This is a genomic window from Pseudorhodoferax sp. Leaf267 (assembly GCF_001422405.1).
Classification (GTDB): domain Bacteria; phylum Pseudomonadota; class Gammaproteobacteria; order Burkholderiales; family Burkholderiaceae_C; genus Pseudorhodoferax.
In genome coordinates this window covers 400,995-418,458 of sequence record NZ_LMMV01000025.1, presented here as the reverse complement: position 1 = coordinate 418,458, position 17,464 = coordinate 400,995, and the positions used below count along the sequence as shown (strand labels likewise).

13 protein-coding genes are annotated in these 17,464 nt (G+C 72.1%); 7 read left to right on the top strand and 6 right to left on the bottom strand.

Features of this window, described 5'->3' with window-relative positions; all coding sequences use genetic code 11:
* The first annotated feature begins 5 nt into the window (after nucleotides 1-5).
* Nucleotides 6-218, top strand: coding sequence for a DUF2917 domain-containing protein (locus ASF43_RS27105; RefSeq protein ID WP_056188456.1), 213 nt, complete (start codon nucleotides 6-8; stop codon nucleotides 216-218).
* A gap of 268 nt (nucleotides 219-486) precedes the next feature.
* The gene (locus tag ASF43_RS27100) at nucleotides 487-1,032 is read left to right on the top strand and encodes a GNAT family N-acetyltransferase (RefSeq protein WP_162241861.1); all 546 of its coding nucleotides are present in this window, start codon (nucleotides 487-489) and stop codon (nucleotides 1,030-1,032) included.
* Here the strand turns inward: ASF43_RS27100 and ASF43_RS27095 are convergent.
* Both ASF43_RS27095 and ASF43_RS27090 read right to left on the bottom strand, forming a co-directional pair.
* A complete protein-coding gene (locus tag ASF43_RS27095; RefSeq protein WP_056188452.1) occupies nucleotides 992-1,252 on the bottom strand; it encodes a hypothetical protein in 261 nt (86 codons plus the stop codon). The two genes, ASF43_RS27100 and ASF43_RS27095, sit on opposite strands and share 41 nt — an antisense overlap.
* A 459-nt stretch (nucleotides 1,253-1,711) precedes the next feature.
* Nucleotides 1,712-1,969, bottom strand: coding sequence for a hypothetical protein (locus ASF43_RS27090; RefSeq protein WP_056188451.1), 258 nt, complete (start codon nucleotides 1,967-1,969; stop codon nucleotides 1,712-1,714).
* A gap of 202 nt (nucleotides 1,970-2,171) precedes the next feature.
* Here ASF43_RS27090 and ASF43_RS27085 point away from each other — a divergent pair, with 202 nt between their 5' ends.
* From ASF43_RS27085 to ASF43_RS27075, 3 genes are read left to right on the top strand one after another with little or no spacing between them, the layout of a single operon-like run.
* A complete protein-coding gene (locus ASF43_RS27085) occupies nucleotides 2,172-3,140 on the top strand; it encodes an alpha/beta hydrolase (RefSeq protein ID WP_056188448.1) in 969 nt (322 codons plus the stop codon).
* 28 nt (nucleotides 3,141-3,168) lie between these two features.
* The gene (locus tag ASF43_RS27080; protein WP_056188446.1) at nucleotides 3,169-4,653 is read left to right on the top strand and encodes a metallophosphoesterase; all 1,485 of its coding nucleotides are present in this window, start codon (nucleotides 3,169-3,171) and stop codon (nucleotides 4,651-4,653) included.
* Nucleotides 4,650-8,345 (top strand): GMC oxidoreductase, encoded by a 3,696-nt coding sequence (locus tag ASF43_RS27075; protein WP_056188443.1) that lies wholly within the window; start codon nucleotides 4,650-4,652, stop codon nucleotides 8,343-8,345. Before ASF43_RS27080 ends, ASF43_RS27075 begins: the two co-directional genes overlap by 4 nt.
* On the opposite strand, the gene ASF43_RS27070 is transcribed toward ASF43_RS27075, so the two are convergent.
* On the bottom strand, nucleotides 8,329-10,875 hold the full coding sequence (locus ASF43_RS27070; RefSeq protein WP_056188440.1) for a winged helix-turn-helix domain-containing protein: 2,547 nt from the start codon (nucleotides 10,873-10,875) through the stop codon (nucleotides 8,329-8,331). The two genes, ASF43_RS27075 and ASF43_RS27070, sit on opposite strands and share 17 nt — an antisense overlap.
* A 167-nt stretch (nucleotides 10,876-11,042) precedes the next feature.
* On the opposite strand from ASF43_RS27070, the gene ASF43_RS27065 reads away from it, so the two are divergent.
* Both ASF43_RS27065 and ASF43_RS27060 read left to right on the top strand, forming a co-directional pair.
* The gene (locus tag ASF43_RS27065) at nucleotides 11,043-11,465 is read left to right on the top strand and encodes a PPC domain-containing DNA-binding protein (protein WP_056188437.1); all 423 of its coding nucleotides are present in this window, start codon (nucleotides 11,043-11,045) and stop codon (nucleotides 11,463-11,465) included.
* Between the two features lie 187 nt (nucleotides 11,466-11,652).
* Nucleotides 11,653-13,716, top strand: a complete 2,064-nt coding sequence (locus ASF43_RS27060) for a hypothetical protein (RefSeq protein WP_056188434.1) — start codon at nucleotides 11,653-11,655, stop codon at nucleotides 13,714-13,716.
* A 4-nt stretch (nucleotides 13,717-13,720) separates the two neighbouring features.
* Here ASF43_RS27060 and ASF43_RS27055 read toward each other — a convergent pair whose 3' ends face one another.
* The 3 genes from ASF43_RS27055 to ASF43_RS27045 all read right to left on the bottom strand — a co-directional run bounded on the left by ASF43_RS27055 (nucleotide 13,721) and on the right by ASF43_RS27045 (nucleotide 17,464).
* Entirely contained in the window at nucleotides 13,721-16,021 is a 2,301-nt protein-coding gene (locus ASF43_RS27055) for a cytochrome P450/oxidoreductase (protein ID WP_056188432.1), read from the bottom strand.
* The gene (locus ASF43_RS27050; protein ID WP_056188429.1) at nucleotides 16,021-16,995 is read right to left on the bottom strand and encodes a tripartite tricarboxylate transporter substrate binding protein; all 975 of its coding nucleotides are present in this window, start codon (nucleotides 16,993-16,995) and stop codon (nucleotides 16,021-16,023) included. Before ASF43_RS27050 ends, ASF43_RS27055 begins: the two co-directional genes overlap by 1 nt.
* Before the next feature lie 88 nt (nucleotides 16,996-17,083).
* Nucleotides 17,084-17,464 (bottom strand): hypothetical protein, encoded by a 381-nt coding sequence (locus tag ASF43_RS27045; protein ID WP_056188426.1) that lies wholly within the window; start codon nucleotides 17,462-17,464, stop codon nucleotides 17,084-17,086.

Below are 17,464 nucleotides of genomic sequence, written 5' to 3'. Positions count from 1 at the left end.
TCACCATGAACCACCCCACCCACTACGAACTGGCCCCGCGCGGCATGCTGCGCCTGCCCGCCGGGAGCACGCTGGCCTGCGACAGCGGCAAGCTGTGGATCACCGAAGACCACCAGGTGCACGACACCGTGATCGGCGCCGGCCAGGTCTTCACGCCGGTGGCCGACGGCGCGCTGCTGGTCTACGCCTTCACGCCGGCCCAGCTGCACACGCACTAAGGAGCTGCGAACGAATCCTCACGCCCATGCGAGGCCCCCAATGAACAACCGTTCCATCGCATCTGCCGCGCCCAGGGGCCTCGCCCTTCGGGCCGGGGCGCGCCAGGCTGCATGCGGGCGTTGCAGTCCTGGCCCTGGCATCAGCCAGGGCGGCGGACTGCGCCTACGCCTGCAGCCCTTCGCACCCCGTCGTGGTCGCGATCGATTCATTCACAGCTTCTAGCCATGGACACCGCCCCCCGCCTGCCCCCTGCGCCACACCAGCGGCGTGTGGGCATTGCCCGATGGCCGCGCCGTCACCGTGCGTGCCGTGGAGCCGCAAGACCTGCAGCTCGAGTCGGACTTCGTCGCGCGCGGGCTCACGCAGCAGTCGCGCTACCAGCGCTTCCAGACCGCGCTGCAGGAGCTGCCGCCTGGCATGGCCAGGTACTTCACCGACATCGACTTTCGCCAGCACGTGGCGCTGCTGGCGCTGGCCGCCACCAGCGACGGCCCGCGCCAGGTGGGCGAGGTGCGCTATGTGTGCGATGGCGCCCTGCCCGACCAGGCCGAGTTCGCGCTGGCCGTGGCCGACGACTGGCAGGGCCAGGGCCTGGGCGCGCGGCTGCTGCGCCAGCTGGTGCGCATCGCGCGGCGCCATGGCGTGCGCACGCTGTATGGCGACGTGCTGCGCACCAATGAGGCAATGGTGGCGCTGGCCCGCGCGCAGGGCTTTATGCCGCAGCGCGCAGGCGATGCGCGGCTCACGCGCATGGCCTTGGCGCTGGACGCGGTCACTCCTGCAGCAGCAGCCAGGCCAGTTCCTGCCGCGTGAAGCCGTCAAAGCGCAGGCCGCCCAGGGCCGTGGAGCACAGCGCCTCGTAGGGCTCGCTACCGTTGTCCAGGTGCTCGACCAGCTCGAGCACGACCATGTTGGCCAGGTGGCAGAAGGCCTGGGCCTGCAAAGCCTCGCGCCGGTGCTCGGGCATGGCGTCCAGCCGCTCGCAGATCCAGCGCAGCACCTGCGAGGCCTGGCGCAGTTCGGCGTCGGTCATGTCGACCCCTTCACCAGACACAGCCCATCCGCACGCCTGGCGCGCACCGCCATCGCACAGCGCTGGGCCTGCCTCCTGCTCCGCTCCATTTTTTGATCTCGTCGGCTCAAAAACTTGCACTACCTCTGAATGAGTGGTCAATTAAGACATGGACTGGGCGTGCAAAGCCCGGTCGTACGCTCAACTTTCAGACGGATTAAGGAAGCCGTGCCGCGCCTGCGCCAGTGCCGCATCCAGCGATCCGAAACACAGGGGCGCCGCCTCATCACACGACCGTTCCACGCGTTGCGCTTGCTGGCCGGCGTGTTCGAGGCGGGCCTGATGCTGAGCCTGCCCATCCTGGCCGGCGCGCGGGTGTTGGCCGCGCCGCCGATGCGCTTCGTGCCGCCGGCCAGCGCGCTGCCGCTGCGCGCGGCGTCTGCCTGGCGAGCGGCGGCCCGAAGCCGCCCGCTGCGCCGCTCACAGCGCCGGTGGCAGGCTGCGGTAGGCCGACTGTGCGCGCTCCCAGGCCGCGGCACGGCGCTCCAGGTCGGCCTGGCTGGCGGCCTCGGCCAGGTAGGCGTTGCGTGCGGCCTCGCTGTCGGTGCAGACCGTGCGGCCCACGCGCTCCAGGGCCTGGTGCGCCAAGCCGGCCAGCAGCGTGCGCAGGCTCGGCGTCTGGACGACCGGCGGGTAGGGGCTGAACACGTCGACGAGTTGGGCGGAAGTGGTCTTCATGGCGATCTCCTCAAGGGCTTGCGGTTAGGAGGCTCCAGCTTCTGCGCATGCGACTGCGGCGTCCTGAATGCGCGCTGAATGGCGCTGAAACAGGCTGAAGCCCGCGCCCGCCAGCCGGTTTCAGGACGCTTCAGGCGGGCTTCAAGACCTGCGGCCACGCCGCGGACACAGTCGGGCTCCCATCCCAAGCGAGTGCCCCGCCATGAACGCCTTCCCGATCGAACTCCCCCTGGCCACGTTGGCGCTGGTCGGCGTTGCGGCGCTGGCCTACCTGGCGGTGTGCAGCTTCATCGCGCACCGCTTCACGCACATCCAGCGCAAGCTGCCGCAACTGCAGAAGGACCATCCGGACCTGAACGAGCAGCTCGTGCACTTCCGCTCGCGCGACGGCCGCGCCCGCATCGACGCCTGGTACCTGCCGGCCAAGCCGCGCCAGGGTGCGGTGATCCTCGTGCACGGCAAGGACGCCTGCCGCGGCAACGAGCTCAAGTCGCCCACCTTCGCGCTGGCGCAGCGGCTGTACGACGCCGGCATCTCGGTGCTGATGATCGACCTGCGCGGCCACGGCACCAGCAGCGCCGCGCGCCTGAGCTACGGCTGGCACGAGCGCCACGACGTGCTGGGCGCGGTCGACTACCTGCTCGAGCGCGGCTACGCACCGGGCCGCATCGGCGTGCTCGGCGCCTCGCTGGGCGGCGCCGCCGCGGTGCTGGCCACGGCCGAGGAGACGGCCATCGGCGCGCTGGTGAGCGACAGCGCCTTCGCCAGCTTCGAGGGCATGATCGAGCGCCAGTACCGCAAGCTCGCGCACCTGCCGCCCTGCTTCCTGCCGGGCGCGCTGGCCATCGGCCGGCTGCTGCTGGGCGTGGACGTGCGCCGCGTGCAGCCGCTGGCGCTGATGCCGCTGCTGCGCGGCCGGCCGGTGCTCGTGATCCACAGCGAGGGCGACCGCTTCGTGCCGGCCAGCGACGCGCAGGCCCTGGCCGAGGCCTGCGGCGCCGAATGCTGGCGCACGCAGAACGACGGCCACATCGGCTCGTACCGGGCACAGCCGCGTGCCTACGAGCAGCGCGTGGTGACCTTCTTCGCGCGGCACCTGGACGTGCTGCCGCAGATGCACCACGTCCTGCGCGGCGAATCGGAGCTGGACGAACTCTTGCTCGCCGCCTAAAAAGGCGGCCTCGCTCCGAGAACGCCCGATGCCCCACTGCACCCCACGCTACGTCTGCCTGTCCGACCTGCACCTGGGCGCGGCCTACAGCACGCTCAGTGGCGCCGACCCGGCCCGCTGCAGCGACACGCTGGCCGCGCTGGGCGCCGCCATGCGCCAGCTGCTGGCGCAACTCGCACCGCCCGCGGGCGAGCCGCCGCCCACGCTGATCCTGCTCGGCGACGTGCTGGACATGGGCCTGTCGCCCATGGGCGCCGTGGCCCAGGCCTTTGCCGTGTTCGCGCGCGAGGTGCTGGTGGACGCGCAGGGCCGCCCGCTGTTCGCGCCGCGCGTGCTGTGCGTGCCCGGCAACCACGACCACCACCTGTGGCGCGCCGCCCAGGACGCGCAGTTCCAGGGCGCGCTGGACGCGGGCGCCATCCCGCGCGACCTGCTGGAGCACACGGCGCTGTTCGATACCCCGGGCGCCACGCTGCCGCCCTCGCCGCTTCTTACGCGACTGCTGCGCAGCGTGCCGGGCCTGGCCGGCGCGCAGTGCGACATCGCCTACCCCAACCTGGCGCTGCTGGACGGGCCGCGCCAGCGCTGCGTGGTGCTGCACCACGGCCACTACGTGGACCCGATGTACCGCCTGGTCTCCAGCCTGAACGCGCAGCTGCCCGGCCCCGGCGGGCGCAGCGCGCGGCCGGCCGACACGTTGACGGTCGCGCAGCTGGAGGCGCAGAACGGCGCCTGGGTCGACTTCCTGTGGTCCGACCTGGGCAGTGCCGGCAGCACCGGGCAGTCGGCCACGACGCTCTACGAAATCATGCGCGACGGCGGCGCCTCGCATGCGTTCTCGCAGCGCGTGGCCAGGCAACTGGTCGCCGCAATCGGCGCCACCATGGGCACCAGTGGCCGCGCGGCCATAGTGCAGGGCATCACGCTGGAGCAGCTGGTGCTGGGCGCGGTCGACGCCACGCTGGGCCAGGCCGCCGAGTCGCAGCGCGGCAGCTACGCGCAGGTGATGGCGCCGGCCGACGTGGACGACCTGCGCTGGTACCTGGCCGGCCCGGTGCGGCGCCAGTTGCGGCGCGAAGGGCTGCAGCATCCGGACGCGCTGGACCTGGCCTTCGTCTTCGGCCACACGCACAAGCCGTTCGAGGACCAGCTGCCCGTGGCCGGCTTCGCGCGGCCCGTGTCGGTCTACAACACCGGCGGCTGGGTCATGGACCAGCCCACCATGGCCGCCACGCAGGGCGCCTCGGCCGTGTTCCTGGACGCCGACCTGAACATGGCCGCGCTGCGGCTGTTCAACGACCCCGTGAACGGCCGCATCGCGCCCGTGCAGGCGCGCGGCACGGGCGGCTTCGGCGACGCAGGCAACCCCATGCTGGCCGCGCTGGCCGACGCCGTGGCGCAGACCGCGCCCACCTGGCAGGCGTTCTCGGCCTGCGTGCAGCAGGCCACCGAGCAGCGCGCGGCGACGCTGCTGGACGACTTCTTCCATGCCCCCACCCAGGAGCGTGCATGACCATGGAACGCATCGCGCGCCCGCTGGCGCAGATCGGCGGGCGCTACACGGCCGTCGTGGTCGGCTCGGGCTACGGCGCCGGTGTCGCGGCCTCGCGGCTGGCGCGCGCCGGGCAGACGGTGTGCGTGCTCGAACGCGGCCGCGAGATCCTGCCCGGCGAGTACCCCGACACCCTGGCCGGCGCCCAGGCCGACATGCAGGTCGACACCGCGCGCGGCCTGCTCGGCCCGGCCGACGGGCTCTACAACCTGCACATGAACCCCGACATGCTGGCCATGGTCGGCTGCGGCCTGGGCGGCACCTCGCTGATCAACGCCAACGTGGCGCTGGAGATCGACCCGCGCCATTTCGCGGCCACGCCCTGGCCCCGCGCGTTTCGCGACGACCCGGACCTGCTGGCGCCCTACATCGCACGCGCGCGCCAGATGCTGGACCCCTCCCCCTACCCCGCGAGCTTCCCGCCGCTGAACAAGCTCAGCGCGCTGGAGAAGTCGGCGAAGGTGCTGCGCAAGCCCTTCCTGCGCCCACCCATCGCGGTGAACTTCGAGGACCAGATCAACCCTTTCGGCGTGCCGCAGCCGCGCTGCACGCTGTGCGGCGACTGCACCAGCGGCTGCAACGTGGGCGCCAAGAACACCACGCGCATGAACTACCTGCCCGATGCGCATGCGCACGGCGCGGAGATCTTCACGGGCGCGCGCGTGCGCCATGTGGCACGCGAGGGCGCGGGCTGGCGCGTGTTCTTCGAGGCCGTGGCGCTGCGCGGCAGGCAGCCGGCCACCACGCCGCGCAGCGTGTACGCCGACCTGGTGCTGCTGGGCGCGGGCGCGCTGGGCTCCACCGAGATCCTGCTGCGCTCGCGCGATCAGGGCCTGGTGCTGTCCAGCCGGCTGGGCCAGCGCTTTTCGGGCAACGGCGACGTGCTGGCGCTGGGCTACGACAACGATTGGGACCCCACCACCGACGCGAACGGCCAGCCCGTGCGGCGCAACATCAACGGCGTGGGCACGGGCAGCAACAGCGTGCCTGCGGCCAACCTGCCCGGGCCGTGCATCACGGGCGTGATCGACCTGCGCGGCACCCCCATGGTGGCCGACGGCCTGGTGATCGAGGAAGGCGTGATCCCCGGCGCGCTGGCCGCGCTGCTGACACCGGCGCTGTTCTTCGCCGATGCGCTGGCCGATGGCGGTGAGTTCACCTACGGCGCGGCCCAGGCCAGGGAGCGCCTGATGGACGCCCAAACCATGGCCGCGGCGGTGCAGCACCCGAGCCAGCTCGTCGCCGCGGCCTACACCGGCGCCGTGGCGCGCACGCAGACCTACCTGGTCATGAGCGTGGACGCGTCCGCCGGCCAGCTCAAGCTGGAGAACGACCGCCTGGCCATCGTCTGGCCCCAGGCCGGCGCCAGCCCCGTGATCGCGCGCGACAACGACTGGCTGAACCTGGCGAACCAGGCGATCGCCGGCCAGTTCGTTCCCAACCCGCTGTGGAGCGCGCCGCTGGGCAACAAGCTCATCACCGTGCACCCTTTGGGCGGCTGCGGCATGGGCGACGACGCCACGACGGGCGTGGTGGACCACCAGGGCCGGGTGTTCGCCGGCACCACGGGCGATGCCGTGCACGAGGGCCTGTTCGTCTGCGACGGCGCGGCCGTGCCCGGCGCCGTAGGCGTGAACCCGCTGCTGACCATCACCGCGCTGGCCGAGCGCGCCTGCCAGCGGCTGTGCGATGCGCGCGGCTGGGCCATCGCGCTCGACCTGCCCGCGCGCCGCCCGCTGCCGCCCGGCGAGACGGCCGCGCCGCCGCCCGCGCACCGCAGCACCTGGCAGCGCTTCGTGGGCGATCTGGAGGACGGCGCGCTCGACGTGGCTAAGCGGGCCGTCCAGGAAATCATCGCCAAGGACCCGGCCCTGCTGTCGCCCAGCTTCCAGTTCACCGAGACCATGGCGGGCTGGATCAGCACCGAGGCGCTGGCGCCGCGCAGCGACCCGGGCCAGCGCATGGCCAGCGACGACGTGCTGGCCTGCGCCTGGGGCCAGGCGGCGGGGCAAACGCTGTCGTTCGCGCTGACCATCCACACCGACGACCTGCACCAGCTCGTGACCGACCCCACGCACCCGGCGCGCATCCGCGGCAGCGTGACCTGCCCGGCCCTAAGCGCGGCGCCCATGCAGGTGGCCAGCGGCGTGTTCCACCTGCTGCCCGTGGACCCGCGCGCGGTGGAGACCTGGACCATGGGCTACGAGATGGTGCTCAAGCGCGAGAACGCCTCGCGCCTGCGCTTCAAGGGCCACAAGATCCTGCGCCAGCGGCCCGGCTCTTCGCCGTGGACCGACACCACGACGCTGTTCGTGCAGCTGTACGACCTGGACGACCCGGCCATGCCCATGGTGGCGCGCGGCGTGCTGACGCTGGGCCTGGAAGACCTGCTGTGGCAGGCCTCCACCCTCCGCCTGGAGCCGCCTGCGAATGGCCTGGGCGCGTTGGAGAACAAGATCCCGCGCGCACGCGATGCGATCAACCAGGTCTACCTGGGCCAGTTCGCCGGCTTCTTCGGCACCACGCTGTTGCGCGCCTACGGCGGCCTGCTGGCGGACCTGAACAACTTCCCGGCGCTGGACGCGCCGGGCCTGCCGCGGCGCGCGCTGCAGACGCCCACGCCCGTGGCCTACGGCCTGCCCGTGGGCGACGCGGCGCGCGGCTTTCGCATCCACCTCACGCGCTACCGCGGCGGCACGCGCGGGCCGGTGGTGCTGGCGCCGGGCTTCTCGGTGCGCGCCGCCTCGTTCGCCACCGACACCGTGGACTGCAACCTCGTGGAGGCCCTGTGCGCGCAGGGCTACGACGTGTGGCTGTTCGACTACCGGGCCAGCGCCGATTCGGGCAGCCCGGTCGCGCCGTTCACGATCGACGACATCGTGCGCGAGGACTGGCCGGCCGCCGTGCGCTTCATCCTGGCCACCAGCGGTGCGCGCGACCTGCAGGCCATCGCGCACTGCGTGGGCGCTATGAGCCTGCTCATGGCCCTGCTGGACGGCATGGCCGGCGTGCGCTCGGTGATCGCCTCGCAGCTCACGCTGCACCCGGTGACGGGCTGGCTCAACGAGGCCAAGGCGGACATCGGCCTGGCGCGGCTGCTGGAGGGCTACGCGCCGCTGGCCGACCGTTTCGACAGCGTGCCCGGCACCACGGACCTGGACCGCAGCATCGACACGCTGGCCTGGAAGCTGCCCGTGCCGGCCGGCGAGGCCTGCAAGAACCCGCTGTGCAGGCGCGTCTTCGCGATCTTCGGCCCCTCGTACAAGCATGCACAGCTGAACCACGCCACGCACACGGCGCTCTCGCGCATGTTCGGCACGGTGTCGCTGCACCCGTTCGAGCAGCTGAGCCTCATCATGCAGCAGGGCAAGGCCGTGGACGCGAACGGCGACGACGTGTACCTGACACCGGCCCACGCGCAGCGGCTGGCGATGCCGATCAGCTTCGTGGCCGGCGCGGACAACCAGCTGTTCTTCCCCGAGACCTCGCTGCGCACGCAGACCTGGCTGGCCCACTTCAACGACCCGGCCCTGTACCGGCGCCAGGTGTTCGGCGGCTATGCGCACATGGATCTGTTCGTGGGGCGCGATGCGGCGCGCGACATCTACCCCTGGCTGATCGCGGAGCTGGCGCGCACTAGCTGCCCAGGATGAGGGCCTGCGTCTGCTCTTCGTCCAGCGCCGTGCCCTGCACGCGCCAGACCGCGATGCGTTCGTGCGGATGCGTGGCCCCCACCAGCGCCAGCGTGCCGGCCATGGCACGCGCGTCGAACGGCGTGCGCGCCTCGCCGCGGCGCTGGCGCGCGGCGTCGTCGCAGCCCAGCAGCAGCGCGGCCTCGCGCAGCCGGCCCTGGCGCGCGGCCAGCAGGCTCAGCATGCCCGCGAAATGGCGCAGCCCCAGTGTGCGCCGGCAGTGCGGCACGCTGCGCCGCACCTGCACCAGCGCCTCGTCCAGCGCGCCCTGCGCGGTTAGCGCATGGGCATACCAGTTCAGCGCGAAGGCCAGCATCTCCGAGTCGGTGCGCGGCGAGGCCTGCAGCAGCGTGAGCGTGGCGCGGTAGCGCTCCACGGCCTCGTCCAGGTGGCCCATGTCGTGGTGCACGGCTGCCAGGTTGTTGTGCAGGTAGAACAGCGTGCGCCCGTCGCCGGCCCGCCGCACGTAGGGCAGCGCCTCGGTGAACGAGGCGAAGGCCTCTTCGGAACGGCCTTCGTAGCGGCAGACCATGCCCTGGATGTAGAGCCACACGCCGCGCAGGATCGCCAGGTGGGGCTGCTGCACGAGCTCGCCCGCGCGCACGAGGCTGCTGCGCGCCAGCGCCAGGTCGCCGCAGATGCCGGCCACGTAGGCGCGCATGCACATGGTGTAGAGCAGCACCACCTGCGGCGGCGGGTGCTGCTCGAACGTGGCGCGCGCTTCGTCGAGCAGCTGCAGCCGCGTCGGCCCGTCGATGCCGCCGTGCAGGCCGACCATGGCCAGGCCCAGCTTGAAGCGGGCAGCCACCAGCGGCGGGGTTTGCGCGTCGATCAGCGGCTGCACGCGCCGCATCCACAGCACGCATTCGGGGTAGCGCCCGGCCTGGTACATGAACTCGGCGGCCAGGTTCACGAGGTCCAGCGCCAGCGCCCGCTCGCCGGCGTCGGTCGCCCACTCGATGGCGCTGTGCAGGTTGTCGATCTCGGGCGTGCAGTGCAGCACCCACTGGTCCATGGGCTCGAAGCCGGCCGTGGCGATGCGCGCGCGCCGGTCGAACACGGCCAGCATGCAGCGCGCGTGCGCCAGCTGCATGGCGCGCCACTCGCCGGTCAGCTCGAGCTGGTCGCAGGCGTAGACGCGTGCCGTCTCCAGCAGCCGGTAGCGCGGCACATGGCCGGTCTCCAGCACGACCATGGACTTGTCGATCAGGTTGCCGAGCAGGTCCAGCACGTCCCAGGCGTCGGTGGCCTCGTCGGCCGCCACCTGCTGGGCCAGCTCCAGCCCGAAGCCGCCGACGAACACGCCGAGCCGGCGGAACACCTTCTTCTCGTCTTCGCGCAGCAGCGCGTGGCTCCAGTCCAGCGTGGCGCGCAGCGTGCGGTGCCGCGTCGGCGCCTCGCGCGTGCCGCTCTTGAGCACGCGCAGGCGCTGCGCCAGGTGCTGGCGCACGCCGGCCACGCCCAGCAGGGGCACGCGCGCCGCAGCGAACTCCAGCGCCAGCGGCATGCCGTCCAGCTCGCGGCAGATGTCGACGACGGCCGCCTCGTTGCCGGTGTCGAGGTCAAAGCCCGGCTGCACGGCCTGCACGCGCGCGGCGAACAGCGCCACCGCGCCGTGCGAGCGCGCCTCGTGCACCGCTTCGGGCCCGGGCACGGCCAGCGCCTCCAGCCGCAGCGTGCGCTCGCTGGGCAGGCGCAGCGGCTCCTGGCTGGTGGCCAGCACGCGCAGGGCGGGCTGGGCCTGCAGCAAGTGCTCGACCAGCGCGGCCACGGCCCAGACCAGGTGCTCGCAGTTGTCCAGCAGCAGCAGCTCGTGCCCCTGCAGCCGCGTGGCCAGCTCGTCATGGGGATCGCCGCGGCCCGGCAGGTTCAGCTGCAACGCGCGCGCCACGGCGCCGGGCAGCGCGGCCGGGTCGGACACATCGGCCAGCTCGACCATCCACACGCCGTCGGCAAAGGCATGGCCCACCTGCTGCGCCACGGCCCGCGCCAGGCTGGTCTTGCCGATGCCGCCCGCGCCCAGCAGGGTCACGAGCCGGTGCTCGCGCAGCAGGGCCGGCACGGTCACGAGCTCGGCCTCGCGCCCCACCAGCGCCTGCGCCGGACCCGGCAGGTTGCCGGCCTGCCCGCGCGCGATGGGCAGCGACAACACCGACATGGCCGGCGTCTCGGGCTCGGGCTCGGAACGCACCTCGTGCAAGGTGGCGGCAAAGCGGTAGCCGCGGCCGGGCACGGTGACGATGGTCTTGGCGCCGAGCAGCTTGCGCAGGGTGCTGACCTGCACCTGCAGGTTGTTCTCTTCCACCACGAGCTGCGGCCACACCATGTCGAGCAGCTCGTTCTTGCTGAGCATGCGCTCGCGGTGCGCGACCAGGGCCTGCAGCAGGTCGAACGCGCGCGCGCCCAGTTGCACGGGCTGGCCGTCCACGCGCAATTCACGCGTGGCCGGGCGCAACTCGGCGCGGTCGAACCGGAAAACAGTGTCAGCCATGGCCAGCGAAGCAGTCCTCGTGTGCAGTGCAGCGCACCAGGCGCTCGTTGTAACTGATGGCAAGTAAATTCGCCGCATTTTCGTGGATTCGTTGCGCTCGAGAGCGACAGACGGCAGCAGAACGGTGCTGCGCGCGCCCAGGCGCCGGCCGGGCGACACTCGGCCCCATGGAACTACGCGTCGAAGTGCTGCGCCTGTCGCCCGGGGAAGACCTGCGCAGCGCGCTGCAAGCCTGGAGCCAGGCGGCCGCCACCGCCCCCATGCCGGTGCAGGCCGCCTGCGTGCTGTCGGCCGTGGGCAGCCTGACCCGGGCGTCGCTGCGCTACGCGAACGCGCCCACGGGCACGGCCATCGACGGGCCGCTGGAGCTGCTCACCATCTCGGGCACGCTGGGCGTGGGCGGTGTGCACCTGCATGCCAGCGTGGCCGACGCCGACGGCAAGGTGCTGGGCGGGCATTTGATGCCGGGCTGCAACGTGCGCACCACGGCCGAGATCGTGCTCGGCCTGTTGCCGGGCCATGTGTTCGACCGGGCACCGGACCCGATGACCGGTTTCCTGGAGCTGCTGGCCCACCGACGGCCGCTCTGAGCCTGCGCACGCGGCGAGCCCGCGTGCAACCTCTGCCGCCTCATGACACGTCGCCCCGCGGGCCGTGCCGCGCCGCTGCGAGCGCCGTATACACATGGGAAGCGCCTAACCGGTCGTTGCACTTTGTAAATAATCGAAGCTCTACCGATTCGATATTTACGAAATTCACATCTCCGTGACACTTGTGATGCAACGGTTTTTTCAGGATGGTTGGGCGGCCCTGGTCTGTGTCGTCGCAGCCGTGTCGGCAACGCTGCTGTCGGGCATGAACTTCCCGGAGCAGAACAATCTCTGGCATTTGCCCGTGGTGCTGAACTACCCGGCGACACAGGAGGGCCCGCACGACCCGTACCACGCCACATTCACCAACTTCATCAGCGTGTTCTGGCTCGTCGTTCGGCAGTTCGCCACCGAGCAGAACGTGCAGACAGTGTTTTACGGCCTGCAGCTGGGTGGCAATGCGCTGCTGGCGCTGACGCTGTACGGCTTCGCCCGCATCGCGCAGGCCAGCCGGCGCGCGACGCTGCTGGTGTGCATGGGCCTGCCCTTTTGCTATGGGCTGTGGGGCGCAACGCGGCTGGGCTTCTCCGAGCTGTTCGTGACCTACGCAACGCACACGCAGTACGCCATCGTGCTGTGTCTGCTGGGCCTGTTGCTGCTGCTGCACGGCCGGGTGCTGCTGTCCGCGCTGGCCGTGGGCGCGGCGGCCAACACCAATCTGTTCATGGCCGCCTGGACCTTTGCCACGGCGCTGCTGTTCATCGCCGCGGTCCAGAAGAAGCCGCTGGCGCGTGACACGGTCCGCTATGCCGCGGTCTTCCTCGTGGCGGCCACGCCGACGCTGCTGTGGCTGCACAGCATCCCGCGCGGCCCGGCCCTGCCGATGGCGTTCTTCCAGGAGTTCCTGCGCGGCCACGTCTATGCGCTCGATTACCCGCGCGCGGCGCTGCAGACCGTGCTGCTGGGCGCGACCGCCGGCATGGCCCTGTGGCGGCATGCGCCCGGTTCGCCGGGTCTTGTGCAACTGCTCGGCCTGCTGAACCTGTGCTGCACGGCCGTGCTGGTACTGGCCATGGCGGCACCCTATGTCTGCGAACTGCCCGCCATCGGCCTGCTGCACCCCCTGCGCTTCGCCAGCATCACGGTGCTGCTGTCGGCAGCCTGCGCGGCCGTCCTGTTGCTGCAGAGCCTGGCCACGGGCGGCGCGGGTGCCATGCTGCCTGCGCTGGCAGCGGTCGCGGGCTTTCTGATCAAGGAACCGCTGGTCAGCATCCTGGGCCTGGCGCTGGCGGCCCAGGGCGGCCGGCCTGCGCGCCCTTGGCGTGCCGCCATGCTCGCCGCACTGGCATCGCTTCTGCTGGACGCGCCCACCGCCGCGCTGTCGGCCAAGCTGGCGGTGTTCTGCAGCCTGCTGGCGGCGCTGCTGGCGGCTGCCTGGTTGGCCGATGGCGCCGGCCCCCGTGGCGCTGCGGCGGCCGCCAGCCTCGCCGTGGCCGGCGTGCTGACCCTGCTCGACACCACGGTGTGGACGGTGGTCGCCACACTGGCGCTGATGGCGTGCCTGATGCTCGCCGCGCCGCGCTGGCAGGTGGCGGCTCTGGCCGCTGCCCTGCTGGCGGCCTTGGCCGGCGTGCGGCAGCAAGGCACCGATGGGCCCACGGCCGCCTTGCTGGTCGCGGCCCTGCTGCTGGTGCCGGCCGCGGCGCTGGCGGCCAGGCAGCTCGGCAGTTCCGGGCGGGGCGCCATGCGCCTGGCCGGCGCCGGGCGCCTGTGCATCGTCGCGCCGCTGCTGCTCGCGCTGCCGGCCGGCTATGCCAGATTCGCGCTCGAGCATGCGCGAGCACCCACCAAACGGGCCGACGCGCTGACCGACGCCGCGTCCTGGGCCCGGCAGCACACGCCGGTGGGCGCCAGCTTCTTCCTCGACGTGCCAGACAACGGCTTTGCCAACCAGGCCCGGCGCGCCGTGTGGTGGCTGCCTTCCCAGGGCGCGGCGGCCATGTGGTCCACCGCCTTCCACGCCACGTGGGTCTGCCGGCGCGATGCCGCCGCCGCCTTCGCCGCGCGCGGGGAGACGCTGCAGCTGGTGCAGCGCGCGCACGTGGACTATGTGGTCACCAGCGCGCCGCAGCCGCTGCCCGAGGCGCAGTTCGCGCTGGTCCACGCAAGCGGGCCTCTGCGCGTGTACCGGTTGCTGCCCGCTGCGCGCCAGCAGCCAGAGCTCTGCGCCGCCGTGGCCGCTGCGCCTTGAGCCGTCACAGCGCCAGCACCAACCGCCCGTCGCATGCCCGCGAACAGCAGCTCATCATCCGCTGCCCCGCCTCGCGCTCGCTGCGCGTGAGCACCACGTCGCGGTGGTCGATGGCACCGGCCAGCACGCGCACCTCGCAGGAGCCGCACAGGCCCTCTTCGCAGTCGCTTTGCACGTCGATGTTGGCGCCGCGCAGCGCGGCCAGCAGGGTCTGGTCGGCGTGCACGGGCACGGTGATGCCCGAGTCCCTGAGCTCGACCTCGAAGGCGTGTTCGCGCGACGGGTCCAGCGTGCCGATGGTGGACTCGAAATGCTCCACGTGCAGCGCGTCCTCGGGCCAGTGCGCGGTGGCCGCCTCCAGCGCCTGCACCATGCGCAGCGGGCCGCAGGCGTAGACCTGGGTGCCGGGCACGGGCTGGCGCAGCAGCGCGGCCAGGTCGTGCCGGCCGCCCTCCTCGGTGATGTGCAGCCGCAGTCGGTCGCCGTGCAGGGCCACGAGCTCCTCGACGAAGGCCATGGCGGCGCGGCGCCGGCCGCTGTAGTGCAGCTGGTATGGGATGCCGAGTGCGCGCGCGCGCCGCGCCATGGCCGCGATCGGCGTGATGCCGATGCCGCCGGCGACGAAAACCAGCGCCGGCGCGGCCTCGTCGAGCCGGAAGTGGTTGCGCGGCCCGCGGATGCGCAGGCGATCGCCGGGCTGCACGCCGTGCAGGAAGGCCGAGCCGCCGCGGCTGGCGGCCTCGCGCAGCACGGCGATCTCCAGCGCCTGCGCGTCGGCCGGGTCGCCGCACAGCGAGTACTGGCGCGACAGGCCGGTGTCGCCGCAGGCCACGTCGATGTGCGCGCCCGGCGCCCAGCGCGGCAGCGGCCGGCCGTCGGGCGCCACCAGGCGCAGGCGCACGATGCCCTCGGCCACGCGGTCCACGCGCTGCACCAGCACGGACCTGGTGATGGCCTGGCCCGAGGGCTCGCCGATGCGCACCGTTGCCTTGGCCTGCAGCACGGCCGCGTCCGCGCGCTCGGGGTTGCGCGCGGGGTCCCACTCCACCCACAGGTGTTCGGGACCGCGGAACGAGGTGTTGGGCACGTAGGTGAACTGCTGCTCGGCCAGCCGCATGTGCGGCAGCCGGCGCGTCAGCTCTTCGAGGAAGACCTGCATCTCCATGCGCGCCAGGTTCTTGCCCATGCACTGGTGCGCGCCATAGCCGAAGGTCAGGTGCTCGCTGGCGTTGGCGCGGCGGATGTCCACCGCGTCGGCATCGGCGAAATGGCGCTCGTCGTGGTTGGCGGACGAGGTCACGATGAGCAGCTTGGCGCCGGCCGGGATGTCCACGCCGCCAACCTGCACGGCCTTGGTCGCGAGCCGGCGCCAGGCCGCGACCGAGCCGTTGTGGCGCAGGCATTCCTCGACCGCGTTGGGGATCAGGCTGGCGTCCTCGCACAGCTCGCGCCAGATCCCGGGGTGCTGCAGCAGCAGCTTCAAGGCATTGGCCGTCGCGTTGGCCGTGGTCTCGTGCGCGGCGACGATGCCGGCCATCATCATGGAGTGCAGGTAGGAGTCGGTCACGACATCGGGCAGCTCGCGCTGCTTGCGCAGGCCGTACTGCATCCAGCCGGGCGCATCCGGGTCCTGGCGCATCTTGTCCAGCACCTGGCCTGCGTACTGCCAGAAGTTGCCGACCGCGTGCGCCACGGCCACCTGCTCCTCGGGCTTGGGCCGGCCCCAGGTGTTGACGGTGTGCGCGATGGAGTAGCGGCGCAGCGTATCCATGTCTTCCTCGGGCACGCCGAGGAAATGCAGGGCCACCGTGAGCGGCACCTCCCACAGCAACTGGTCCACGAGGTCGGCGCGGCCGTCGTCGATGAAGCGGTCCACGTAGGCGCGCGCCAGTTCGCGCACCAGCGGCTCGTGCTGCTGCAGCGCCGCCGGCGTGAACGGCTCCATGAGCGCGCGGCGGCGCGGCATGTGGGCCGGCTCGTCCTCGTTGACCAGCGTGCGGTTGAGCGCAAAGCCATACGAGGCCAGCACGGCATTGGCCGCCTCGCCGGTGGGCGTGATCTTCTCCAGCGCGATGGAAGGGCTGAAGGTGTGGTGGTCGCGGAAGATGGCCTGGATGTCGGCATAGCGCGTGACCACCCAGTAGCCCAGCTGCGGGCTGTAGAACACCGGCTCCTGCTCGCGTGACCAGCGCAGGTAGTCGGGCGGGTCTTGCTGGTAGCCGTCGCCGAAAGGGTCGAAGTCGGCGGCGCGCTGGCTGACGGGGCAGCCGGTGGGCGAGACGCCGTGTGCCGGACAGAGCGACATCAGTCCAGCGTGATGTTCAGGTCACGGATCAGCTTGTGCCAGCGCACGGTCTCGGTCTTGATGAGATCGGCGAACTGCGCCGGCGTGCTGCCCACGGGCTCCACGCCGAAGTCGGTCAGCTTCTTGTGCACGCCGGGCTCGTGGATGGCGGCGACCACGCGCTGCTGCAGCGCGGCGATGGTGTCGGCCGGGGTGGCCGCGGGCACGACCATGCCGACCAGCGCCGCGGCCTCCACGTTCTTGAGGCCGAGTTCGGCGAAGGTGGGCACGTCGGGCAGCTGCGGCAGCCGCGTGGCGTTGGCCACGGCCAGCGGGCGCACCTTGCCGCCCTTGATGAAGCCGGCGCCGGCCGCCATGTCGACCATCATGGCCGGCACCTGGCCGCCGGCCACGTCGGTCAGGGCCGGCGCGGCGCCCTTGTAGGGCACGTGCGTCATCTTCAGGCCCGCCTCGGTCTTGAGCAGCTCCATGGCCAGGTGGTGCGGGCTGCCCGCGCCGGCCGACGCGAAGTTGATGCCCTCGGGCGCGGCCTTGGTCTGCGCGATGAACGCGCGCGCGTCCTTGGCGGTGACGGCCGGGCCCACGACCAGGATCATCGGGAAGCGGCCCATCAGCGTGACGGGCGCGAGGTCTTTCGTGGGGCTGTACGACAGGCTCTTGTACAGCGCGGAGTTGAAGACCATGGTGCCGTTGTCGGCCGACAGAACGGTCGTGCCATCGGCCGGCGCACGCGCGACCTCGGACGCGCCGATGGCCGTGTTGCCACCGGGCTTGTTGTCCACCAGCACGGGCTGGCCGGTCTGCGTGGCCAGGGCCTGGCCGATGGTGCGGGCCAGGAAGTCGGAGCCGCCGCCAGCCGGGTATGGCACGACCCAGCGGATCGGTTTGGACGGCGCGTTCTGCGCGTGCGCGGCCAGCGGGGCCAGGGCCAGCAGCGGCAGGGCCAGCAGGGCGCGGGCGATCAGCTTGTTCATCGGGTGTCCTCGGGCGAAGGGGAAGGCAGGGTGCGGCATTCTGGTGCGCCGCGCCAGCCCTGCGCGCCCGGGATAACCCCGTGGGCCGCTAGCGCGTGGGCGCGGCCTTGGGCACGGCCTTCGGTGCCGCCCTGGCCGGCTCGCGCACCTTCACGCACGACACGGTGCCGATGCCACCCGGATAGTGGATGGCACAGGGCTCCTGCCCGGTGCACACGCGCGCGGACGGCACGCTGGTCGGCACGTAGAGGTAGCAGGCCACGCCGTCCTCGGCGTCCAGCAGCTTGAGGATCTTGGTGTCCTGGAACGGGCCCTGCCACTCGCCGACCACCGCCATGGGCGGGGAGCCGGCCGGGGCCGCGGCAGAAGCCGCCGAGGCCGGCGCGGCGGGCGCCGCAGGCTGCGCCATGGCCAGCGTGAGGCCGCCCCAGGCCACGGCCAGCACCACCAGCGTGCGCACGGGGTGCAT